The organism is Shewanella sp. H8, from assembly GCF_040285065.1.
Taxonomy (GTDB): Bacteria; Pseudomonadota; Gammaproteobacteria; order Enterobacterales; family Shewanellaceae; genus Shewanella; species Shewanella polaris.
In genome coordinates this window covers 3,057,417-3,080,778 of record NZ_CP157213.1, presented here as the reverse complement: position 1 = coordinate 3,080,778, position 23,362 = coordinate 3,057,417, and the positions used below count along the sequence as shown (strand labels likewise).

General features: G+C 39.1%; 16 protein-coding genes, 1 tRNA gene and 2 pseudogenes. 16 read left to right on the top strand and 3 right to left on the bottom strand.

Features of this window, described 5'->3' with window-relative positions; genetic code table 11:
- Positions 1 to 901 precede the first annotated feature (901 nt).
- Entirely contained in the window at positions 902 to 1,636 is a 735-nt protein-coding gene (locus tag ABIS04_RS13340) for a hypothetical protein (RefSeq protein ID WP_350431372.1), read from the top strand.
- A gap of 260 nt (positions 1,637 to 1,896) precedes the next feature.
- Here ABIS04_RS13340 and ABIS04_RS13335 read toward each other — a convergent pair whose 3' ends face one another.
- Both ABIS04_RS13335 and ABIS04_RS13330 read right to left on the bottom strand, forming a co-directional pair.
- Complete coding sequence (locus ABIS04_RS13335) at positions 1,897 to 2,967, bottom strand: IS91 family transposase (protein WP_350431371.1); 1,071 nt, start codon at positions 2,965 to 2,967, stop codon at positions 1,897 to 1,899.
- Positions 2,964 to 3,863 carry a site-specific integrase gene (locus ABIS04_RS13330; RefSeq protein WP_350431370.1) on the bottom strand — a complete coding sequence of 300 codons (900 nt, stop codon included), beginning with the start codon at positions 3,861 to 3,863 and terminating at the stop codon, positions 2,964 to 2,966. Before ABIS04_RS13330 ends, ABIS04_RS13335 begins: the two co-directional genes overlap by 4 nt.
- A gap of 229 nt (positions 3,864 to 4,092) precedes the next feature.
- On the opposite strand from ABIS04_RS13330, the gene ABIS04_RS13325 reads away from it, so the two are divergent.
- Together ABIS04_RS13325 and ABIS04_RS13320 are read left to right on the top strand one after the other, a co-directional pair.
- Positions 4,093 to 5,142: a hypothetical protein gene (locus ABIS04_RS13325; RefSeq protein ID WP_350431369.1), complete on the top strand. Its 1,050-nt coding sequence runs from the start codon at positions 4,093 to 4,095 to the stop codon at positions 5,140 to 5,142.
- 177 nt (positions 5,143 to 5,319) lie between these two features.
- Entirely contained in the window at positions 5,320 to 6,975 is a 1,656-nt protein-coding gene (locus ABIS04_RS13320) for a hypothetical protein (protein WP_350431368.1), read from the top strand.
- A 469-nt stretch (positions 6,976 to 7,444) separates the two neighbouring features.
- On the opposite strand, the gene ABIS04_RS13315 is transcribed toward ABIS04_RS13320, so the two are convergent.
- Positions 7,445 to 7,711 (bottom strand): hypothetical protein, encoded by a 267-nt coding sequence (locus ABIS04_RS13315; RefSeq protein WP_350431367.1) that lies wholly within the window; start codon positions 7,709 to 7,711, stop codon positions 7,445 to 7,447.
- A gap of 189 nt (positions 7,712 to 7,900) precedes the next feature.
- Here ABIS04_RS13315 and ABIS04_RS13310 point away from each other — a divergent pair.
- From ABIS04_RS13310 to ABIS04_RS13250, 13 genes and pseudogenes are all read left to right on the top strand, one after another.
- Positions 7,901 to 8,306, top strand: a pseudogene (locus ABIS04_RS13310) (LexA family protein).
- A pseudogene (locus ABIS04_RS13305) lies at positions 8,307 to 9,562 on the top strand (Y-family DNA polymerase).
- A 110-nt stretch (positions 9,563 to 9,672) separates the two neighbouring features.
- Positions 9,673 to 10,416, top strand: coding sequence for an endonuclease (locus ABIS04_RS13300; RefSeq protein WP_350431366.1), 744 nt, complete (start codon positions 9,673 to 9,675; stop codon positions 10,414 to 10,416).
- 727 nt (positions 10,417 to 11,143) lie between these two features.
- Entirely contained in the window at positions 11,144 to 11,734 is a 591-nt protein-coding gene (locus ABIS04_RS13295) for a recombinase family protein (protein WP_350431365.1), read from the top strand.
- An 84-nt stretch (positions 11,735 to 11,818) separates the two neighbouring features.
- On the top strand, positions 11,819 to 11,995 hold the full coding sequence (locus ABIS04_RS13290; protein WP_350431364.1) for a helix-turn-helix domain-containing protein: 177 nt from the start codon (positions 11,819 to 11,821) through the stop codon (positions 11,993 to 11,995).
- A gap of 11 nt (positions 11,996 to 12,006) precedes the next feature.
- Positions 12,007 to 14,781, top strand: a complete 2,775-nt coding sequence (locus tag ABIS04_RS13285; RefSeq protein ID WP_350431363.1) for a class I SAM-dependent DNA methyltransferase — start codon at positions 12,007 to 12,009, stop codon at positions 14,779 to 14,781.
- Positions 14,774 to 16,117, top strand: a complete 1,344-nt coding sequence (locus tag ABIS04_RS13280; RefSeq protein WP_350431362.1) for a restriction endonuclease subunit S — start codon at positions 14,774 to 14,776, stop codon at positions 16,115 to 16,117. Before ABIS04_RS13285 ends, ABIS04_RS13280 begins: the two co-directional genes overlap by 8 nt.
- The gene (locus ABIS04_RS13275; RefSeq protein ID WP_350431361.1) at positions 16,110 to 19,373 is read left to right on the top strand and encodes an HsdR family type I site-specific deoxyribonuclease; all 3,264 of its coding nucleotides are present in this window, start codon (positions 16,110 to 16,112) and stop codon (positions 19,371 to 19,373) included. The genes ABIS04_RS13280 and ABIS04_RS13275 overlap by 8 nt, the downstream gene beginning before the upstream one ends.
- Positions 19,373 to 20,080 carry a SprT family zinc-dependent metalloprotease gene (locus ABIS04_RS13270; RefSeq protein WP_350431360.1) on the top strand — a complete coding sequence of 236 codons (708 nt, stop codon included), beginning with the start codon at positions 19,373 to 19,375 and terminating at the stop codon, positions 20,078 to 20,080. The genes ABIS04_RS13275 and ABIS04_RS13270 overlap by 1 nt, the downstream gene beginning before the upstream one ends.
- A 51-nt stretch (positions 20,081 to 20,131) precedes the next feature.
- Positions 20,132 to 21,481, top strand: coding sequence for a hypothetical protein (locus ABIS04_RS13265; protein WP_350431359.1), 1,350 nt, complete (start codon positions 20,132 to 20,134; stop codon positions 21,479 to 21,481).
- Positions 21,482 to 22,429: 948 nt separating this feature from the next.
- Positions 22,430 to 22,506: transfer RNA gene (locus ABIS04_RS13260), tRNA-Arg, on the top strand.
- 492 nt (positions 22,507 to 22,998) lie between these two features.
- Positions 22,999 to 23,145, top strand: a complete 147-nt coding sequence (locus ABIS04_RS13255) for a hypothetical protein (RefSeq protein ID WP_350431358.1) — start codon at positions 22,999 to 23,001, stop codon at positions 23,143 to 23,145.
- Positions 23,135 to 23,350 (top strand): hypothetical protein, encoded by a 216-nt coding sequence (locus ABIS04_RS13250; protein WP_350431357.1) that lies wholly within the window; start codon positions 23,135 to 23,137, stop codon positions 23,348 to 23,350. Before ABIS04_RS13255 ends, ABIS04_RS13250 begins: the two co-directional genes overlap by 11 nt.
- The last annotated feature ends 12 nt before the right edge of the window (positions 23,351 to 23,362 follow it).

Genomic DNA, 23,362 nt, shown 5'->3' with positions numbered 1-23,362 from the left:
CTTCGGTCTTGCTTTTCTATTCGCTGATGAGTTACTCCACTTTGGTAAGGACTGATAAATCTAGACACTTTCTGTATTTTTGCCATACCCCATCTAATCCACGCTTATCTAATTTAGTGAGGTCGCTAGCGCGAAAATGTCCAAAAGCTTGTTAGGGTGCATAACACGTTTATGCCCCAAAGTTACTTAGAACTAAAGCTCTATTTAACAATGCTTACCTTCGTTTTTCATACAAAATTTAATTGATATTGCTCTTTTACAGATGTCATTTTTACTGCCTAGATTGCATAATTTAATGAACTGGTTTTATATACAGGTATAATGAGATTTGGCTTAATTGGCAACAAACAACTCATTAAGTAAGCCTAAAGTCGTAACGTAGGTTTAATTAGAAAACTATAATTGATTGATAATGTTAAAAATAAATATAATCGCTTATTTTTTAACGACATTAACGCGCAAGCTCGTTTTATTTAAGGATGTTGAGAGTATTTTATCGCTTTACATCGAGGACATAGAGAATGTAGGATGATATAAATCAATAACTTGAACAGCCGACTTTATCGGGCGAGCCGTTCAATAAGCTGTTGAACTAAGCCGCTGCGCGGAGCCAAATGAGGCTTCAATTGAGTACATAATCCTCATAGAAACCGTTAGGCTTAAAGATGTAAGATAGAAAAATATGATGAAAAGGAATTTCAATGAAAAACATACTTGCTACTCAATATCAACAGACTAAAACTGCTCTGTATCCCATAGCCAGCATCAAAAAAAGCAAATTCCTATAGCATGAAGCATGCCAATTAATATGGACTAGGCATCGGCCAAGTCCAACAAGCGATTTATGCCCTGCAAATAGCGCAACGCATAAATACTAAAACGTTAGGTTTTATAATCGAGTATGGAGTTAATCAAAATTCAGAAAATAGTCACGTTAATAGCACCTTATAGCCTAACCGTATCTTTATTGTATTTACTTGGTTTTTGGGGGGCGTTTAATATAAATATACTAGAATATATTGCGTTAACTGATGTGGTAAAACACGCATTAAACCCCCTTGTGTTTTCCGTTTTGCTTTTATGCCTGTCTACTTTTATTGGAAGTTCACTTTTACCAAAAAATGTTATGGAGGTGCTTCCTCCAGGAGGTGGGGCTCACCTTCTAGTTGCAAAGTATTCTAGATTTTCATTTAGTTTAATAGTCATACTTTTGTTTGTAGCAGTAATTTATTTTTTACTATTTTCTGACTCTGAAAATCGGTGGTATCAAGCAGGTTTTCTGGCTGTGTTAATTATACCATTAGTAATTGGAGAGTCTGAGTTTATTAAAGACGAAATACCAAATAGAATGTTAAGGTTTTCTATCGTTTATATTATGGTTTCAACGATTCTACTATCTTATGGTTGGGGAGTTAATAAGGCTATTGATATTAAAGCTGACCAGTCCATCATCATTATCAATGATAAGAAAATTCAGAAATCCTATATAGGTCGTGCCGGAGGTTATCTGTTTTTATGGAATAATTCTCTAAAAGAAGTAGAGGTAGTTCAAAGTGGTGAAGTTAAAAATTTGAGATTTACAATACCAGAAAAAAAGCCTGTATTTAATTGGTTTTCCGAACAAAACAAAACCTAACAAATAAGGATAGGCCGCGCGAAGCCGCGTCCTTATCCCAAGTGTTGAACAAGCCCGACACGTGGGATGCGACTTTTTATTATGTAAATAACAGTTCGAGAAAACGCGCTGTTTGATGTGATGGTTATCTGGCAACTTTTCTGTAGCCAGCAAGTTCCCTTAGCTCATTTGCTAATTATTTAACTCTCTTAATTTCAGTGCGTTAAATTAATCCTCCACGGTATTCAGTTAAGCCATTATCTTTATTATCATATTAAATGTTAGGTGGGTATTAAGTTTGTCGGTCGTGTCACTATGCCCATAAAGCGCATTGGTTGCTGACAACACGGGCAACTGCGCGTCGCTAATCTGCGCTTTATCGCGGGAATGTTTGGAAACACTGCCCCAGCAACCGCTAGCATAAGCTGTATTTGTAGCCTGAGCTTTTTGGCATTGCCTCTGAGTAATCCATAGTCTCTTACTCGTCTTAATCCCTTCGGTAATACGTGTTGCAGTATTAACCAGAGAAATTCTGTGGCGGGTAGAGTACGAATTTTCTTCGATTTGGTTTGGCTGTCTTCATATTCGAAACCCACTTGACCATCGACAAGACTGACGATGCTTTTATCGGGCAGTACGCCACGATAAAGATAGCGTGATAGATACTGCAACGCAGGCAAGCCTTTGCCCACATGCTGGCAGTCTACCACCCACTTTTTTGGCAGTGAGGTTGGCAGTTTGAGATTCAGTTTTGCCAACTGTTCCAGTAAACGTGCGCGCCACACTTTAGCTAAATTGAAAGCGTTGAACAGGTATTTGCCCTTATTCTTTTTCCAGTGGTGTTGGGTTTTGTTGAAACTGCCCGCTGGAATAATAAAGTGAATATGCGGATGTAAATCTCGCCGCCGGCTGTGGGTATGCAGCACGCCAGTTAAACCAATATCACCGGCAAGTTTTGGTGAGTTAAGCGCAAAATCTTTGAGCACACTGGCAGCGACGGCAAACATGGCAGGATAGAGGGCTTCCGGTTGATATTTAGCCACAACACGCAGTTCATATGGCAAAGTAAATGTCACCATAAAGTAATCGACAGGCAACAGTTTAGCCTGTTGCTTCGCTAACCAATCTGCTGTGGTGTTGTACTGGCATTGAGGGCAACTGCGATGACCACATGACAGCGGGAAATCTGCTATATGAGTGCAACCCTGACAAGCCCAGCGGCTAGCTCTTTGGGAATGAGAGCGGCAGCTGAGCATAGCATTAATCGCTTGGCGCATTGGTGGGGTGATGTTGCCATCATAAGCTTGATTAAACGCATCAAGGTGGTCACGTAAAATGTCGATAAATGTCATATGCCACACTCCCACTTGAGCACCAATTTATCAGTGGGTTGGTTGACTGACAGAGCAGTATTTTTGCGAATAATGGTCGTGAGGCGGGTATACCTTGCCGTGGTGTTGAGGCTGTTGAGGCTGTTGTGGCCGAGTAAGTGCTGTACTGAGCGTAAATCTAACCCTTGCTCTAGCAAATGAGTCGCGTAGCTGTGGCGTAAATTATGTGGGCTGATGGATTTGTGAATGTTGCACTCACGAATAACGCGTTTTAGTGCTTTTTGAATACCGCCTTTATCTATCACGGAGCCTGGTTTACCGTCTTTATCGGGAAATACATGCCGAGGATGGCGATGGGTTTGCCAGTAATAACGCAGCGCTAACAATGTGCGTTGTGGTAAAGGTACTAGCCTATCCTTGCCGCCTTTGGCGTCACGAATATGCACCTGCATCAACGCTGAATCGATATCGCCAACCTGTAATGACATTGCTTCACCGAGGCGCAACCCCATACTGTATAGGGTTAAAAAGCACACTTGATATCGCAGCTTATGGGTGAGGCTAATGACGATAGAGACTTCGGCAGGGGTCAAAATATCGGGTAAACGTTTGACTTGCGGCGGCTTAACAATACTCAGCCACTCCCAATGTTGGTTAAGGACATACCGATAGAAAAACTGTAATCCATTACGGTCGAGTTTTACGGTACTCCAGGAGTGAGAGGCAATTAAATCAGCAAAATAACGCTTCAAATCATCGGTTGAAAGGTTATCAGGGCAACAGTCAAAATAAGCACTAATGCGCCTGACCGCACGACTGTACGCATCGATGGTAGCAGGCCGCTTGCCTTGCAGAGTTAAATTGGTAAGATGTTGTTCATAAAGAAAATCAAAGCGTTGTTGTTCATGAGTTTCCATGGTGATACTCTTAGGTAATGCCAAGATAGGCAGGGTCTAGTAAGTATTTATGATGGTGCTAAAGATGTGTTTTTATCTTTTCTGCCGCAGAGCGGCTTCGTTCAACAAGCTGTTAAACAAGGACAAAAAACAGTTGGTTTTGCTCCTTCGTCGCTAATTTTAACCAACTGTTTTTTGCCTGTTAACAGGGCGTTAGCCTTCTATCAATATCGAGATTTTAATATTTTCCATGATGAATAATTATAAGGCGAGTTTCTTACAGCATCTACAACAAGTTCGCGATACTGCCGAGGCCACATATTTAGATAAAGATTACGATGAAAAAGTAAAATTTATATTTTTCAACGACCAAATGACTTATTCATTAGGACAGTCGCTACTTTCTTTTTCTTTAGCAAAGACTCTAGATGAAAGTATAGATATAAGACACCCCTTCAGTCACATGGGACAGAGCAGTTCCTATTCGGCAAGGGTTATAGATGAAAATGCTATCGTTCCGTCGCTTATAGAAAATGGCTTTCAAAAATTCTCTAGAAGCTGTTTTATTAATCAGTCTATGCGGAGATTCCCTGAAATAAGCTCAAGCTACTATCAAACTGGAAAGATAACCAACTTGATGGTGAAATTCATCAAGCCCTATGAGACTTTGCTTGATCTGCTTTATGATGTAGAGCTTGGAGTAATATCTTCAAAAAATCTGTTAAATTCAGCCTTAAAGCACTATATAGAATTAAACCGTATTAACTCAAAGTCGTACAAACTTAAAGAAAGTCTATTAACTTGTCGCCCTGGAAAGCTCGATGCGTATGAATTTGAGAAAGTTGGTGAATCTATTATAAGCTACGTGTTTGATGGCAAATTAAAACTACCAGCAAGGCAAAGCTCTACAAGAGATAAAAAACAACGCCGTGATGGAGTGTTTCGAATAACATCAGAAGAAGGTTTTTGGGGAAGAGTTCAACGTAAATTTAACTCTGATTTTATTATAGTTGACTACAAAAATTACGGTTCAAATATAGAGTCAGACACTTTATATTCTGTCAGCAAGTATGCAAATAATGCTATTGGGAAATTTATTATAATTGTATCTCGATTAGGTATATCAAATAAAGCAATCGATTCCCAGCTTAGAGTTTATAGAGACATGGGAGTTGTCGTTATTGTTTTATCTGATGATGATTTAAATATGCTAATAGATAATAAAAATAACGAACAGTCTGATGAATGCCCCTCTCAACTATTAGATAGCAAATTAGATGAGTTGTTATTGGGGTATTAATTTCAAAGGCTAACAAGAAATTAAACAAGGACAAAAAACAGTTGGCTTTTTGTTCACTACGTTCACTTATTTTAGCCAACAATTTTATTGCCTCTTAACGAGGCATTATGTGCTAGGAGCTGTCTTCATATATTCAGCATTCGATAAACGTTATATAAACTATAGACTCATATTTTTATGGTAATGGATGAAGGTTCGATCAGGTTATTATTAAGAAATATTCAACTAGAAAAGGCAATAGATAGAAAGTATGCATTTCATTGTATTACTTTTGAAAGCTTAGGATTGTTTTTAGATTTATTAGATGAATTGATTTCTGATTGTAATGAAAATAAAGACCGGTATTCAAAAGGTAAAGTTCATGATTTCTTAAGACTAAGACGCCTTCAAATTGAGGGTAATCAATATAATGTTGACTTATTTAACAATGAGGAAATTTATTATATAAATTCCTTTAGGGAATATATTAGTAATATACGCTCTATTATATTGGGAAATAGCTTTGATATATCTCAATTAATAAGACACATTACAGATAACATTATAAAGTCAGCATTAGAATATGAGAATAACCCCGAAGCCTTAATTGAAATCATAAGAACGTTTCTCTCAAGGTTCGATCACCTGTATTACAGTATCAAAAATAATTTTGGAAATATAAATTTATACATACACAAATATCAGTACTGTATCTCCGTAATAAATAATGCAATAGACTTTGAATTAGCGGATCATCGTTGGCTGACTTCATTAATTGTAACTCGTGATGTTCATGATGTTTTTTCAAAAGTTAAAAAATCTAATAACCTTGATTTAATTATCTATAAAAATGACTTTAATTTTTTTAGCACCGTCAATGTTAGAACTCCTTTTGATTGGTGTATTCGTAAAGTTGATGACATATTACAAGAATTGGAAAAAAGCACTGAGGAAAAAGCACTTAAAGAAAAACTGTGGGGAATAAAAGAGAAAATAAAATTCTTTCAGTCAGTAAGCCCCTTTTACCTTACAAAAAAAGAACACTTGGATCTTGAAGACATTAAGCTACTGAGAAGAAAGTTTATTAGTCTTTTTGAGTGTGTTGACGATTATCATTTTTTGAATAAAGACATACATAAAAATCTCCGGTCTATAGCCTATATGCTATCGGCCACATACAACAGAATACTTAATTGTTTAGAATTAGAACAAAAGATTTCTTTTTCTCTTTCAGAAATAAAAAAGAATAATACACTCTATATTATTTCAAAAAACAATAAAAAGAATCAAAGTTTTTCTTTTGGTGAAGAAAATCTTACATCAATTCTTGCCAGTAATTTACGATGTTTGTATAAAGAATACCCCAATATATCTGTCAACTGTGAGGCAATGGTCGGGAATGGTCGTTCAGATGTTCGCCTTAGTATGGGAAATAAGACCTTTGGGTTAATTGAGGCAAAACTTATTAATCAAACTTCGAATGTTGAAAATGAAACAAGAAATGCTATAGATCAGCTTTATTCTAGATATAGCGAAAATGAAAATATAGAAGGTGACGCCGAGATAGATTTGTATTTAATACTTTTTTCTTACGACAAGAATTTCAGAAAATTGGCGAAATCTATAAAAGCCTCTATTTATAGTTACTCTGAGAGGAATAGCTTGGAGTATGAAAAAATTAGCATGACTGAAAATGGTGTTCGATTTATCTACAAGGAGCAACGCAGTAACTTTGATTTTCTAGATAAAATCAGAACTATTAATGTCATGGTATGTAATATGGAAATTGACTATAAATCGACAAGCAAACAAAGAACAAGCAACAAAATATATGATCCATCAAGAAGCACATAACACATATGAGCCTTCCGCCAGTCAATAGGCGAGCCTAACTTATTTGACTGCTTTTGCAGTCAAATTAAAATCAATCAACAAATTCATCTACTTCGTCTGTCATTTATCGGTTAACCCTAAGATGGCAATATTCAAGTCAGAGGTGCTTTGTGCACAGTTAGTTTCAGGCTCATTTAAGGTGTAAACGACTTTGTTGATTGCATTCATTAATGCGTGCCAATAAGGTGTCTAATCAAGGCGATGTAGCTTAAATAGTATCTGACATAGTGATGATGGTGAGAAGTCATTGCTTCATTAGCCACATCATTCACAGTCAAGTCGACAACCAAATTTTAAACTTGTGTTACCTGAAGCTTTTCCTATCAGTGAGATTACATGCTTTTTATTCAATCCCATTAATTTTGCTGCTTCATCAAGCATTGCTTCAGGTAAACCTATTTTGATAAATAAATTTGATTCTGTAACAATATCAAGTTGCTTTTACTGGACTTACCGTAAAAGTAACTTGTTGCGGCTTGCCCTGCAACGACCTTGTAAAGATAGGTTTAGAAACTACAGGTGAGTAGTGATGATCAACTTTTTCGCATTCATCTATGTGTTGAATTAATGCTTTGATCGCATTTTTATATTGTTCAGGTACTCTCATCACTGTCGTTTTTTCATATCGAGTCTTACGGCCAGCACCTTTACGTACACCACCATGCGTCCCTTTATGTTCTTCACTTTTATCTGCCATACTTAGAACCTCTTGATTACGTAACGATATCAAGATAACTTGATTTGGTTACATAATCAAATAAAACGTTATAAATTTGTTGCTCCACAAGTCAAAGAGCAATGCATTATTCGATTGTAAAAATAATAGACTTGCACCTTGATGGTTTACTGCTAATATTACTGTAATTATATACAGTGGTTTTTTGTTATGCGTGTTATCCCTATACCTGCAAGAGCAGGCATTACAGGTTTTGAAAGTCCCGCTGCTGAATACAGCCAGCTTGGTATGAGCTTGGATGATTTGCTTATTGAGCATCCAAGCTCGACCTTTATTGGTATTGCTCAAGGTGAGTCGATGCAAGACGTCGGTATCTTTGATGGTGATATGATCATTGTTGATCGTCATGTGACTGCTCGAAACGGCGATGTCATCGTTGCCAATTTTAATGGCGAGTTTGTCTGTAAAATCCTAGATAAAGGGGCGTGTTCTCCTTTCTTCTAATCAACAATACCAACCTGTCATAATTCATGAATACGATGATTTTAGTATTGAGGGTGTAGTCACACGTTCTATTCGTTGTCACCGTCAAAGCCCTCTGTTATGTGGTAATTAGATGTTTGCTCTAGTTGACGCTAATAGCTTCTATTGCAGTGCAGAACAAGTCTTCCGCCCTGATTGGCGTGGTAAGCCTGTTATTGTGTTGAGTAACAACGATGGGATGATTGTTGCAGCTAATCGTCAAGCTAAAGAGGCTGGAATTGGGAAATTTCTACCTTACTTTCAGGTTAAAGCCTTATGCGCGAAACATGGTGTTATTGTCTGTTCCTCAAACTATGAACTCTATGCTGACTTATCTAGCAAAATGATGGACATCATTGGCCGCTTTGCTCCTGAGCAACATATCTACTCTATTGATGAAAGCTTCCTTTCCTTTAAGAACTGCTATCCCGCTATCAAATGCCTCCGTACTCAAGCAAGTTAATCCGCCGTGCAGTGTGGAAAGAAGCGCGATTAGCAGTCTGTGTGGGTATTGGTGAAACGCTTACTCTAGCTAAAATTGCCAACCATGCAGCTAAGAAAATTGAGAGCTACCAAGGGGTTTGTTTCATTAGTAATGAGCAAGAGCGTATTGCTATTTTAAAGCAGCTTGCTGTAGGGGATGTATGGGGGATAGGCCGCCGAATAAGTAAGAAGCTTGAACTAATGAATATCCGTACTGCGTTTCAACTCGCTTCTATGCCGCCGACACTGGCAAGAAAGCAATTTAGTATTGAAATAGAACGTACCGTTCGTGAGCTTAATGGCCAAGCCTGTAAAGTATGGGATGAGGCGAGGGCAGATAAAAAGCAGATATTTTCTACTAGAAGCGTAGGTGAGCGGATCACTGATTTTGAGTCGTTACAGCAAGCATTGAGTAAGCATGTTGCTATAGCAGCGAGTAAAGCACGTAAGCAAGGCTCAAACTGTAAGACTATGCTTATTTTTGCCAACAATTCCCCCCATGATGAACGGCCAGTAAGCTACAAAGCTATTGTGCATTTTCCATGTCCGACTAACTGCACTGTTGAGCTAACCAAAGCGATGAGTGAGGCCGCACCAAAGCTTTTTCGTGAAGGCATACATTATTACAAAATCGGCATAGGGCTTATTGATCTAGCCAGCGAAAAGCATAACCAATTCGATTTATTTAACCCTACTAAAGCCAATCCCGCTTTGATGCATACGCTAGATGACATTAACCAACGCTATGGCAGTGATACGATGTTTCTAGCAGCGCAAGGCATAGAACATAAATGGTCAATGCGCCGTGACCTGCTAACTCCGCAATACACAACTAAATGGCTAAGTGTACCCAGTATTAAGTGCTAACGAGGTTCTTGCTTTAATTAATGCTTTTACTGTTAGTATCACTCATATGCTTGGTTCCACACGATAAATCAGGCATTATCTAGTCACTGTTCCTTAGCTTAAAGCTTTCAATGAAACTTCTTAAAATTGGTCTACCTTTCTTTCTACTGGCTCTTACCTCAACAGCCATTGCAGCTGGAAATACATCTAATGATTCATTCAACAAAGCAAAGAAGATGCTCGAGCGGGAGGTCTATCAAGATCACCGCGTAACCATCTACTGTGGTGCTAAATTTGACGCAAAAAAGAACATCGAAGCACCTACTGGTTTTGTTACTTCTAAATACATTAAACGGGCAAAACGGGTTGAGTGGGAACATGTAGTTCCGGCGGAGAACTTTGGCAGGGCCTTCAGTGAGTGGCGTGATGGTCACAAAAGTTGTGTCGATAGCAAAGGTAAGTCGTTTAAGGGACGTAAGTGCGCAGAGAAGATCAATCAAGAATATCGTTATATGCAATCTGACATGCATAACTTGTTCCCTGCCATCGGTGCTGTAAATGCACTACGCAGTAACTATAACTTTACTATGTTGCCCTCAGCGGTGTCTGACTTTGGTAGTTGTGATATGCGTATAGATGATCGCAAGGCACAACCACCGATAGCTGCTCGTGGCATTATCGCTCGAACACACATGTATATGGAGCAGACTTACCCTAAATACAAAATGAGTAAACAACAGAGCCAATTAATGCAAGTTTGGGACAAACAAGATCCTGTTTCTAAGTGGGAGTGTAAGCGGTCAAAACGTATTGAAAACCTTCAGGGGAATGCAAATACAGTGGTCGATAGCCGTTGTAAATCACTTGGTTTGTAGGCGTTTAGATGGACGGCTAGCTCGCTTATGCCCCATTATGTTTTTAGATTATGGCCTGCGGCCACTAACGTCGTGGCGCTTCACCCACACCAGACCAAAAGGAAACCAACGGCTGTTCCCTCTTGGATCACCCAGCCGCCCCGCAACATTTTCAAACAGCGAAAAGGTCGCCATGGGGTTGATCCAGCTTTTGACTTTATTGTTATTCCGCCTCGGACTTATTCGAAAACGATGGTACATCCTGTACCCCGAAAGTTAGCCTGACATCCATGTCAGGATTCACGCTATTTTCTTCAACGCCCTCTAGTTCAGAGTTAACCGGTTCATTTCCAAGTCAATAAAACTAACTCGTTTGTGCCCCTTTATCATTTAGAGTTAAAGATCATTCATATCTTGTTTATGGCAGTTTGACATACATTTGCTCATGTAAGGAGTGGGAGTAATGTGTCATATCACCACTGTTTACGCGAATCTTATTGTAAGCCAGCTCCCCCCAATATGTTCCCCGTACACATAGTAAAGGCTATCTACATCTCAACAAGTAATACAAGGTCTTGCAGCATGGTTAGATTTTACCAACCTTTTTTGCGGTATCAATAAACATTCGTATATTGATACCAGCTTTTTCTATCTAATATCAGTATCATAAAATTAGGGTGTAGCCTTAATGATACTTTAATCATATGATACCCCTATATTTGATACCTTCCACAAAAGTGAGTGCCCAATGCGTATCTTTTCCTATTGTCGTGTTTCTACAACAGAGCAAACCACAGAGAATCAAATTATTGCTATTAGGCAGAAAGGGTATGAAGTCAATGATGCTCGTACCATCAGCGAAACGGTTTCCGGTTCTGTTGAGGCAATGAAGCGCGAAAAGTTCAAGATGCTAATCAATCATCAGATGGAACGTGGTGATATGCTGGTGGTCTTAAAGCTAGACCGCTTAGGTCGTGACAACATAGACGTACAAAACACAATTAACCTGCTTACAGATAAAGGTATCAAGGTTGCTTGCCTTGATCTCCCCGTAGCAGACCTATCAAGTGCTGAGGGTAAGCTGATGCTACAAATGTTCTCAGCTTTTGCTGAGTTTGAGCGTAACCGAATTAGAGAGAGAACAAAAGAAGGGCTTGTACGAGCGCAAGCTCAAGGCAAAAAACTGGGTAGACCGAAAGCCCATGACACAACTATTTCAGTTCAATCCAAGAAAGCAGAGGGGCTATCGCAATCAAAAGCTGCGGAAGCATTAGGATTGGGGATTGCTACAGTAAAAAGGCACTGGAACATGTCTAATCATAGTAAGGTTATCGGCTAAGAGCAGCCTAAAAGAGACACTATTTTCTAGTTTACTCCTTAATTTTCTCATATACTCACATTAATAACTTTGAGAGCTTACCCTATGACAGATCAAATCCTAACGCTCCAAGAAATAGCGGAGTATTTAAAGTTAACCGAAAAAACTGCATACCGCTTAGCGGCTGATGGCAAATTGCCAGGCTTTAAAGTGGGCGGTGCATGGCGTTTTAAACGTGAAGATCTTGAAGTTTGGATTGAAGCTCAAAAGAACAACAATTAGAGGCATATCAAATGAAATTAAAACTAACCTTATCACGCCTTGAAAGCCTCCTTATGACGGCCTGTGATGACTTACGTGGCAGCATGGACGCAAGTGAGTATAAAGAGTACATCTTCGGTATGTTGTTTCTGAAGCGCGCGAGTGACTTGTTTGATCAGCGTCGAGTTGAACTTAAAGCTGAATATAAAAAACAAGGCATGTTAGATGCCGATATCGAAATTGAATTAGCAGATGCTGATAATTATGCTGGTCAGTATTTTTTTGTGCCTCCAAGAGCACGCTGGAATGAGAGTTGGGATGAAGAAGTTGTAGTTAAAGACCAAGCAGGCAACATTGTATTAGACCAACATGGTAATCCAACTAAGCAATTTGTAAGGCGTCCCGCATTAAAGCACGTTAAAGAAAACGTCGGTACAACCCTCAACAAAGCATTAGAAGCGATAGAAGATGCTAACCCAGAAGCATTACAAGATGTATTAAAGAGCATTAACTTCAACCGCAAAATTGGCTCGCGAACTCTAGACGACGACACCCTTGCAGATTTTGTTCAAAACTTCGAAAAGATACCCTTAAAAGATGAAGACTTTGAATTCCCCGATCTTCTTGGCGCAGCTTACGAATGGCTGATTAAATACTTTGCTGATTCAGCAGGCAAAAAAGCAGGAGAGTTTTATACCCCTGCCGAAGTTGTGCGCCTATGTGTTGAAATATGTGATCCACAAGAAGGCATGAGCATATACGATCCGACTGTTGGGTCTGGTGGCATGCTGATTCAAATGCGCGACTATTTACGCGAAAACGGTGGCAGTGCCGACGAAATGACTTTAAACGGTCAAGAAAAAATCGGCACAACGTGGTCTATTTGTAAAATGAACATGTTATTACATGGCATTTCTCATGCCGATATTCGCCAAGAAGATACACTGCGCGAACCTCAGCATTTAGACGACAACAACGAGCTTAAACGTTTTGATCGCGTGGTTGCCAACCCTCCTTTTAGTCAAAACTTCATTAAAAAAGACCTTAAATTTCCGGGGCGATTTTCGGTTATGTTGCCGGAAAAAGGAAAAAAAGCCGACTTAATGTTTGTGCAGCACATGCTTGCTGTGCTCAAACACGATGGCCGATTAGCTACGGTCATGCCTCATGGTGTGTTGTTCCGTAGTGGTGAAGAGCGCGATGCACGTAAACATTTTATTAATAACGGTTATCTTGAAGCTGTTATCGGTTTACCTGGTAACTTATTTTATGGCACAGGAATTCCTGCGTGTATTTTAGTCATGAATAAAGTAGGTGCTGCCAATCGCGATCATGTGTTGTTTATTAATGCTGATCGCGAATATCGTGAAGATAAGGCGCAAAACCACCTACGAGCAGAGGATATTGATAAAATCATCCATGCTTATCGTTCAGGTGACAATATTCCTGCCTATGCTCGATTAGTCCCTAATACTGAGATTGCGAAAGAAGAGTACAACTGCAATATTCGCCGCTATGTGGATAATGCTCCAGCGCCAGAACCTCATGATGTGCGAGCGCATTTGCACGGTGGTGTGCCAATTTCTGAGGTCGATAACTTAGAGCACTTTTGGTCTAACTATCCGCAATTGCGTGATGATGCCTTTGTGCCTAAAGACCAAATTTATGTCGATTTAGCGCCGGTGATTAAAGACAAACGCGACATTGCTGATTTTGTAACAACTCATCAAAGTGTTGCCTCACGACACGAGCAAATAATTCAACAGCTCGAAGCATGGTGGCAGCGAAACTTACCTATTGTTGAAGCACTCGCACCCGACCCTGAAAACCAACACGATGTGCATGGTAATAATGTTTATGTTATGCGTAGCCAATTGCTTACCAGTATTGAGAAAGAATTAGCCGGGCAAAATTTACTAACTAACTCTCAAGTGCGGGGAGCTTTTGCGAAATATGTTGATGGACTAAAAAGCGATTTCAAATCCATTGCAGCCAGCGGTTGGGGGCCAGAATTAATTCCTGACGAAGACATATTGCAAAGCCAATTTCCTGAAGTATTACAAGAGCTAGAACAGTCTCAATCTCGTTTGGCTGAATTGCAATCGCTGTTTGCTGCTGCCGATGAAGAAGACTTTGACGACACAGAAGACAGTGGTGTCATGCCATCTGAAGACGTTAAAAATAAAAAATCGGATTTAAAGGTTGTCAATGCAGATTGGAAGGCACAGCTAAAAGAGTTAAAAGCATTATGCGCTAATATCTTCATCGAGCTTCACTCAGCTAGCTTACTGCCACAAGGTGCAAAGAAAGCCTTTTATTGCACTGAGGGGCTAGGGCAAAAAGATCCTGAATTTGCTAACGGTCTGCGTATTTTTGAACTTGCTAAACAACAAAATCACCACTCAGAATATCTTGAACCTCTTAAACAAGCTGTCACACAAGGCAAGTTAGCCTATGAGCGTAGCTTATCAATCACTACAAGCCTTGAGCGACACAAAGTATTAGAAGACGAAGTAAAAACTATTAAAGCCAATATCAAAGGTATTGAAGATAAACGAGATGACTTGGTGCAAAGTGCCCGAGGAAATATTTCAAACGATGAAGCTCGCATCGTTATAATCGAACGTTTACGTTTAACCTTACTGAATACCTATAAGGTCTACCTTCGAGCTGACCAACGAGCATGCATAAAAGCCATTGAAAATTTATCATTAAAATATGCCGTTACCGCGAAGACTATTGAGCAAGAACGCAATTCAGCTTCTGAACAACTTCAGGCCTTTATGATGGAGTTGGGGTATGAGTAATCTTCCTAGTTATACTAAAAAACCTTTAGGCTCGTTGGCAATTGCAAGGCGCGGGATAACCTATTCCGCACATATGTTAGTTGAGCGTGATGAGGGTTTGCCATATGTAAATATGAAATCATTTAAAAAAGGTGGTGGTTTTAATAAAAATGGATTGAAGTTTTTCAACGGCGGTTTCAAACAAGATGATTTGGCAAATGATAAAGACCTTCTTATAGCTAACACTGATGTCACCTTAGACGGAGATATAGTGGGTATCCCAGCTTATCTACCTGAGTATATTAGAAATGATCCCGTGCTTTTTTCTCATCATGTTACTCGATTGAGATTAACCGACGAAATCGATGCTCATTTTCTCTATTATCTGTTAAACATTGATGAATATCGACGTTGGATGCACAAATATGCTAGAGGAACCACAGTATTGATGCTTGATATGCAGGCAATCAATAAGATTCCGATACATTTTCCCATAGATATAAGTTTTCGGCTAAAAATAGTCAAAATTTTATCTACAATCGACCAAACAATTGAAAAAACTGAAGAAATAATTGAAAAGTATCAGCAAATAAAAACAGGTTTGATGCAAGACTTGTTTACTCGTGGTATTGGTCCAGATAGCAAACTACGCCGGCGCAGTGAGCAAGCCCCCGAGCTTTATCATGAAACTGTGTTAGGTTGGTTACCAATTGGATGGAAATGCGATACTTTAGAAAATGTTTTGGCTACTGTCTCAAATAATATGAGAAGTGGTCCATTTGGTAGTGCTTTGTTGAAATCTGAGCTAGTCGAAGATGGAATCCCTTTTCTTGGTATTGATAATATTCATATTGAAAAATTTGTTCCCAATTACAAAAGATTTGTTTCCGAACGAAAGTTTAATGAACTCAATAAGTATGCTGTAAGACCTAAAGATGTAGTGATAACGATTATGGGTACTGTTGGAAGGAGCGCAGTGATCCCTGATAATATTGAAAAAGCATTATCGTCCAAGCATCTTTGGACTATGACCCTGGACGCAGACAAAGTGATTCCAGAATTGATATGTTGGCAGTTAAATTATGCTTCTTGGGTAAAGGCATGGTTTCGACGAGAAACTCAGGGAGGAATTATGGATGCGATCCAATCAAAGACTCTTAAAGAATTGAAATTGCCATTTCCGCCTATTGATGAGCAAAACGAGATATTAAAACGCTATGCGGCGATAACTAATAAAATTGTAAGTGAGCGCAATAAGCTGAATAAATATAACAAAATCAAAGCAGGGTTAATGCACGATTTACTCACAGGAAAAAAAACTGTTTCAACACAAGATGATGAGGCTGTTTGTGTCTGAATATACTGAAGTAGAACAGCCCTTTCTGCAACAATTAGCAGAGCTTAGTTGGATTAGTATCGACCAAAGTGAGGGAATACCGCAAAACCCAGTACTGAGCTTACGGCAAAACTTTCGACAGTGGTTGTTGCCTGATGTATTTGCCAAAGCCGTTGCAATGATTAATACCACCAATGACGGCAAACCTTGGTTAAGTGATAAGCAGTTGCAAGATTTACAAGACCAGATATCACGCCAACCAAACAGAACCTTGCTTGAAGCCAACGAGGCGATTCAAAAGTTATTATTTAAGTCCCAAGTTGATGTTAATGAGCTAACGGGTGAACAAGATCCGATAGTTAAATTGATTGATTTTGTTAACCCTCAGAACAACGTTTTTCATGCTATTAACCAGTTTCGCATTGATACTCCTGGTTGTATAAAGCAGTTTATTATTCCCGATATTGTATTGTTCATAAACGGCATCCCGTTAATAGTGGTTGAGTGTAAAAAAGGCGGACCTACTTGCGCTAACCCAATGGCAGAGGCCTTTGAGCAGCTACAACGATATATGAACAAGCGCAAAGCTACCCAAGATCACAGCTTAAAAGAAGGTGAACCAAGGTTATTCCACACCTCAATGATGTTAATCCGCTCCAGTGGTGTTGAGGCCGACTACGGCACCATAACCTCTGGTGAAGAGCATTTTTATCCTTGGAAAACTCAGTGGCCGCTACAGGACGACATCACTGAAGGCTGGAACCAACAACAGCAACTGATCAATGGCATGTTAAATAAAACTAATCTGCTTAATATGCTTAGAACCTGCTCGGTATTTATGGACACCGACAGTGGACCTCGTATTAAAGTGGTATGTCGCTATCAGCAATTTAGAGCCGCGAATAAGATAATTGCCCGCTTGCGTGATGGCAAAACGGTACAAGATAAAAGCGGTGTGGTTTGGCATACCCAAGGCTCAGGTAAAAGTTTAACCATGGTATTTGTAGCGAGAATGCTGCGGGTATCTCGTGATCTTAATGATTATAAAATACTGCTGATTAATGACCGCGTTGATCTTGAAGATCAACTGGCAACCACCGCAACCATTATTGGTGGGCGGGTAAATACCATTGAAAGTCGCAAAGACTTGCGTGAGCATCTCTCAGCGGACAGCTCAGACATTAATATGGTAATGGTGCATAAGTTTCAGCTGCGTGATGAAACCTTGCCTAACACCGTTGCAGAGGCCTTAGGCACTTACCAAGCTATGCCGACAAAACAAACCTTTGGCGTAGTGAATAATTCGTCGCGTATCGTATTAATGATTGACGAAGCGCATCGTACTCAAGGCTCAGATTTAGGTGACAACATTTTTGAGGCCTTTCCTAATGCTGCCCGTATTGCATTTACCGGTACGCCGTTAATTACTGAACGTCATGGAGCCAAGAAAACCCACAAACGTTTTGGCACTTACATTGACGAATATAAGTTGATGGATGCAGTAAAAGACGGCACCACTTTGCAGATATTATACGAAGGACGCACCTCAGATGATGCCCTTAACGATAAACATGGATTTGAAACGAGCTTCGAAAACCTATTTAAAGGGCGCAGTGACGAAGAAATATTAGCGATTAAGAAAAAGTATGGTGCAACAGGCGATATTCAAGAAGCTGAAAACCGTATTAATGCCATAGGTAAAGACATTGTTAAACATTATTTAGAGCACATTTACCCTAATCAGTTTAAAGCTCAGGTTGTGTGTTTTTCTAAACTGGCTGCTGTGCGCTATCAAACAGCAATTCATTCAGCTTTGAGTGAGCATGTTGCAGCGTTAAAGGCTGAAGCACATCCTGACCTGGAACAAATTAAACGTATTGAATTTTTAAAGGCGGCTGTGGTTATTTCAGGTGACGGAACTAATGAAGCCGCCTATATAACCAAAGCACGTAAACAAGCAAAAGAATGGAATGCAGTTGATAATTTTTGTCGGTCGTTCGATTTAGATGACCCCGACAAAGTGCACACCGGAATCGCATTTTTAATTGTGTGCGACATGTTGCTGACAGGCTTTGATGCACCGATTGAACAAGTGATGTACATAGACAAAAAGCTCAGTGAACATACCTTGTTGCAAGCGATTGCTCGAACCAATCGCGTGAAGAAAGGCAAACATCGTGGCTATGTTATCGATTACATTGGTTTGACAGAAAATTTGACTGACGCCTTAACCTTATATGCTGCCGCAGACGAACAACAAGAGTTAGCTAATGGCTTTAAAAGTATCGCCTCTGAAATGCCAGTGCTAGAAGAGCGTTATCAACGCATATTACAATTGTTTGCTCAGCACAAAATCTTAAAAGTACGAGAATTTGTTGAAGGTGAATTACCAAATATTCAAGCAGATGCTGCGGTTGTGCATGAAGCGGTTAAATTATTGAAAGATGAAAAGATACGTGCCGACTTTGATGTTTATCTGAAAAAATTCTTAATGAGTTTAGATATTATTTTGCCGCATCAGGCTGCACACAAGTATCGTGTGCCAGCTAAACGATTGGGTTACATTTTACGGGTAACTAAAGAGCGCTACAAAGACACCAGCTTAAATTTGGGTGATGCTGGAGCGAAGGTTAAAGACCTGATAAATGAACATTTAATCAATTTAGGCATTAACCCTAAAGTTGATCCTGTTGAATTACTGTCTGAAAACTTTATCGCAAACCTGAATAAAAATGCAGGCGGCAATGAAGAAGCTAAAGCCAGTGAAATGGAACATGCTATTCGCAAACATTGCACGGTTCATCATGATGAAGACCCCGCGTTTTATAAGAGCCTGTCTGAAAAAGTCGAAAAATTAATCACGCAATATCAAGATCAATGGGAAAAACTTGCCGAAGAGCTAGATAAGCTTCGTACAGAAGCAAAAGAAGGGCGTAAGCAAGGCGAAGAAGGCATGAGCAAAGAAGCGACTACCTTTTACGAACACATTGCTAGCCAAGCTTTTGAAGGCGGGAAAGTACCTTCTGAGTCTAAAGCCAAGATGAAGGTGTTAATGGAGGCTATTGTCGAAACGTTGCAGGCAAGTATTGGCAGTATTGACTTTTGGAACAACCCGAATAAACAGAAAAGAATACGCAGTGAAATAAAAACAGCGTTAACCTTAACGGGCATTGCTGAGTTAAAACAAAACAGAGAAAGAGTAGCTATTGAAATTATGAAGTTAGCTAAAAACAGACATGATGCACTTGTTCAGCATAATAATGAGGGTGCTAACTGATGAATGCTAGAAAAGTACTAGACATTGAATATCAGCTAATGCCAGGCGCTGATCGCAAAACAACTGATATTGTTATTGAACGCAACGGTATTATAGCAGTTCGACCACCATCAAATTATACGCCAGAACAAGTTGATGCGGTGGTTAAAAGTAAGCGTATGTGGATTTACCGTAACTTAGCCGAATGGCGTGATTTGAACTCCACGGCAGTCGTTCGTGAATGGGTAAACGGTGAAACCTTCCTTTATTTGGGTCGCGCTTATCGCTTAGCATTAATAACTGAACAAGCGGAGCCACTTAAACTAATTGAAGGTAGATTTTGTTTAAAACGGCAGTTAGTTGATACAGGCGGTTCATCAGCAGCGAAGAAAGCGTTTGAGGTTTATTATGCAGATAAAGGCTTTCAACGGATTTCTGAGCGAGTGAAATATTATGCCCCAAAAATTGGAGTAACAGCTTCTTCCATTAACGTTAAAGACATGAGCTTTCGCTGGGCTAGTTGCAGTAAATCAGGTGCCCTTAATTTCCATTGGAAATGCATGATGGCTCCATCGAAGATCATAGATTACATAATCGTCCACGAGCTATGTCATATGCATCAACGCAACCATTCAGATGCTTTCTGGAATGAAGTTGATAAGATTATGCCAGACTATCGTGAGCGTAAAGAATGGTTGAGAAAAAATGGGGCAGGGTTGAGTTTATAGCTAGTGTTTTGTGATTAGACTTAATACCTAGTATCTATCTAAGGATGGTTAATGAGAGAAATAACAAAAAATCAGTTTAACGCATATTGTTATGCTAGACAGCCACTTGTAATAACTATCAGTAATGAAATAAAGTGGTATGAGGCTGGTGATCGAAAAGTATTAGCTACCTTACTTCTAGATAATACGGATAAAGACTATAATTTTGTTATTTTAGTTCGTGATGCTCGTAAACTTTTTCGTGCTTGGGACATATCATGGAGCCATCCAACAATAGAAGACGCTGAGGAAAAGCTAGTACAAAAAATGAACTCCCTAGTTAATGATGGGAATGATTATTATGAACAAGGAGACGAAACTTCTCCACCACACGACATTTTAGCTCCTAAAGTAGATGAAGATAAGCAGCATGAATATTTTAGAGTTTTAGTTACAGAAAAAAGAATGGAAGCAGCCAGAAACTTAATAGTAGAAGCTGTTTATAGTTATGTTGATGTTGATGGTAACTACATAAAAGAGTTTCAAACGCATGGATTCGATGCCAGACTTTGGGAGTTATTTCTATATATTTTCTTATATGATAGTGGTTTTGAGTTTAATCAGGACTATAACGCTCCCGACTACCTAGTTTCATTCTTTGGAAAGCAATTCTGCATTGAAGCTGTCACTGTTAACCCGAGCCAAAATTCAGAAAGACCAGATCCCCCATCTCCTCAAAATGATGTGGATATGCAGAAGTTGTGCGATGACTATATGCCTATAAAATTTGGTAGTAGCTTGTTTACAAAACTACAGAAGAAATACTGGGAAAAGCCACATGTACAAGGGAAACCACTCATTATAGCTATTCACGATTACCATATGCCAGGTTCCATGACCTGGAGTAGAAATGCACTAGTTGAATATTTATATGGTAAAAGAGCAATAGTTGTAGAAATTGATGGGAAAAGGTCCATTTATGAAGAAACAATTGAAACTCATAGCTGGCAAGGTAAAACCATTCCTTCAAATTTCTTTAATTCTGAGAATGCAGAAAATATTAGTGCTGTTCTTTTCACTAACACTGCAACCATAACTAAATTCAATCGTATGGGTAAGTTAGCTGGTCTTGGTGGCGAGAATATTAAAATGCAGAGAGTTGGAGTTAAATTACACTCTGATCCCAAATCTTTAGGGCCAGTGCCATTCGCTATTGATGTAGACGATCCAAGTTACGAAGAAAGTTGGTCTGAAAGTGTCGTTATGTACCACAATCCCAATGCATTGCACCCTGTAGATATTAACTGCTTCTCTACTATTAATCATCTGTGGTTGGATAAGGAGTCAGGTGAGTTAGTCGGTATACAGCGTGAGGGTGATATTATTAATTCAATAACAAACGTGTTTGAGTTTGAAACATGATTATCAATCAAGTCAATATCAAGTTTGTAGAGCAAAAAAATATTGTGTCCAAAAGTTTTTAACTTTCTAGGGTATAAACAAGGGTATTTAAAATCAACTTTATTTTTCTTGGTTTAAAAACAATAGGTTAACTTGTGGTGGGCGGCATGATGTATGTCGTAATAGTCTGCGACGTAGTGAAATAGTCAATTTGGCCGAACTAAAAGATAAAACTTCTGTGGGTTGCACATGTGAAGGCCAACGGAGTGAGGGCATCTGTTAGATTCCTTCATTTCCCCTACAAAATCTAATGATTATCACTATCAACTAGTGCAATAACTCTAACAAGGATTTGTCCAGAAATTGGTTAGCCAAGCTGACTCATTTATGCCCCTGTTTACTCACCAAGTTGAGTCGTCTTTAGCTAATTACGTTTACCATACATGCGCTAATGGATAAAAAAATACAACATCTGACTCGAAGCTTTGTCAATAGGTGAAGTAAGACCTATAAATGTACTTTAAGCACTTAGGTTAATCATTGATGTTATCTGGTTTGTCGTGGGTCGGATTGTTCCTTGCGTATTCAACCCCATTTCTCTTATATATATGGGTGTCAGGATGCTGCCCTTGTTTCATTTCTTTGACCATTTGAGTGCGAGACACTTTTCCTCTACCTTTAACTGTGGCGACTCATGTGCCTTTTTAATTAGCCATTCTCGAACTCAGTAAGATCTTCAACTCTAAATTCTTTGCATTGCTCTGGGGGATCAAAAGCTCCATTAAGAGAAAGTCCATACCACGTGGCGGCAAACGGTCTGACTATTTGGTTTAGTACGACAATTGAAATTTTAGTAAAGAGTGCCAACTACCTTGAAAAACACCGAAGTGTTAAATCTATTATGAAAAAAGATGGTCAAATTATTGTAGAAAAGCTAGAAAGTTTAGTATAGTGCACGCAGTAAAATATGTCCCGATAACTCAGCTGGATAGAGTGTCTCCCTCCTAAGGAGAATGCCGCAGGTTCGAATCCTGCTCGGGACACCATTTCTTTAACCTATTTGGGTCTATAAATAGAAAAATAGCTTAATTGCACAGCACCCCAATGATAAAAGCCTTATCTAAAACGTTAACCAGCCATTCCTAAATTCAGTACCAATTATTTATCAATCCTAATATTTTTCTTCAATAAAAATGATATGTAAAATGATATGGAGTTTAATGCTTTTTATATATTCATGATTTTATTAGATTAATATTATTAGTTGTTGCTTATATCAGCCGCCTCCTAAGCGGCCGATCGGGGTTCGAGTCCCTGTGGGGAGACCATAACACCTCTTCTTGTCTTAAAAATCAATAGCTTAATAAAATCGTCAAAAGTTGTGCCGCCTATGTGCCGCCTCTGGAAACCACTTTTTTGGAATTTTTTTTCGAGCACTCTTCAAAACTCCGCTTTTCGATAGTTTGAACTCAATCATGGACATTTAAGCGTATTTCCAATAGTTTTCTATTAAAGCTAAAACATGGAAGTATTGTGTAATGAACCTCAAGAAAGAGTCTAACCTACAAACTAAACCTCACAAGTCTGAAGTCGATAATCAGTTAGAAGAACTTCTAACCGAAATGCCTGAAGCATTGAAAACGCAGTTGGTTAATATTTTAAATTCGTCAGGACATGCTAATTGAAAGCTGGAAAACAGGCAGGGATAAACGGTATGCCAAAAAAGATAAAGTAGAAGCTTTTGCTATACAGTTTTATACTCAGAAAAATTATGCTAATCCCCACCAAGCAGCGCAAGCTATGGTTGACCATACGATGGAATATGCAAAAGCGTCGATTACGCTTTTACTTCATCATATCAGGCAATCAGAACAATCAACTCTTGGCTGAGCAAGCATATTA

Bases quoted from the DNA above. Each gene is read 5' to 3' on its own strand.
- ABIS04_RS13340 (WP_350431372.1), top strand. From the start codon at position 902: ATGGAGTTAATCAAAATTCAGAAAATAGTCACGTTAATAGCACCTTAT.
- ABIS04_RS13335 (WP_350431371.1), bottom strand. From the start codon at position 2,967: ATGACATTTATCGACATTTTACGTGACCACCTTGATGCGTTTAATCAA.
- ABIS04_RS13330 (WP_350431370.1), bottom strand. From the start codon at position 3,863: ATGGAAACTCATGAACAACAACGCTTTGATTTTCTTTATGAACAACAT.
- ABIS04_RS13325 (WP_350431369.1), top strand. From the start codon at position 4,093: ATGATGAATAATTATAAGGCGAGTTTCTTACAGCATCTACAACAAGTT.
- ABIS04_RS13320 (WP_350431368.1), top strand. From the start codon at position 5,320: ATGGTAATGGATGAAGGTTCGATCAGGTTATTATTAAGAAATATTCAA.
- ABIS04_RS13315 (WP_350431367.1), bottom strand. From the start codon at position 7,711: ATGGCAGATAAAAGTGAAGAACATAAAGGGACGCATGGTGGTGTACGT.
- ABIS04_RS13300 (WP_350431366.1), top strand. From the start codon at position 9,673: ATGAAACTTCTTAAAATTGGTCTACCTTTCTTTCTACTGGCTCTTACC.
- ABIS04_RS13295 (WP_350431365.1), top strand. From the start codon at position 11,144: ATGCGTATCTTTTCCTATTGTCGTGTTTCTACAACAGAGCAAACCACA.
- ABIS04_RS13290 (WP_350431364.1), top strand. From the start codon at position 11,819: ATGACAGATCAAATCCTAACGCTCCAAGAAATAGCGGAGTATTTAAAG.
- ABIS04_RS13285 (WP_350431363.1), top strand. From the start codon at position 12,007: ATGAAATTAAAACTAACCTTATCACGCCTTGAAAGCCTCCTTATGACG.
- ABIS04_RS13280 (WP_350431362.1), top strand. From the start codon at position 14,774: ATGAGTAATCTTCCTAGTTATACTAAAAAACCTTTAGGCTCGTTGGCA.
- ABIS04_RS13270 (WP_350431360.1), top strand. From the start codon at position 19,373: ATGAATGCTAGAAAAGTACTAGACATTGAATATCAGCTAATGCCAGGC.
- ABIS04_RS13265 (WP_350431359.1), top strand. From the start codon at position 20,132: ATGAGAGAAATAACAAAAAATCAGTTTAACGCATATTGTTATGCTAGA.
- ABIS04_RS13255 (WP_350431358.1), top strand. From the start codon at position 22,999: ATGAACCTCAAGAAAGAGTCTAACCTACAAACTAAACCTCACAAGTCT.
- ABIS04_RS13250 (WP_350431357.1), top strand. From the start codon at position 23,135: ATGCTAATTGAAAGCTGGAAAACAGGCAGGGATAAACGGTATGCCAAA.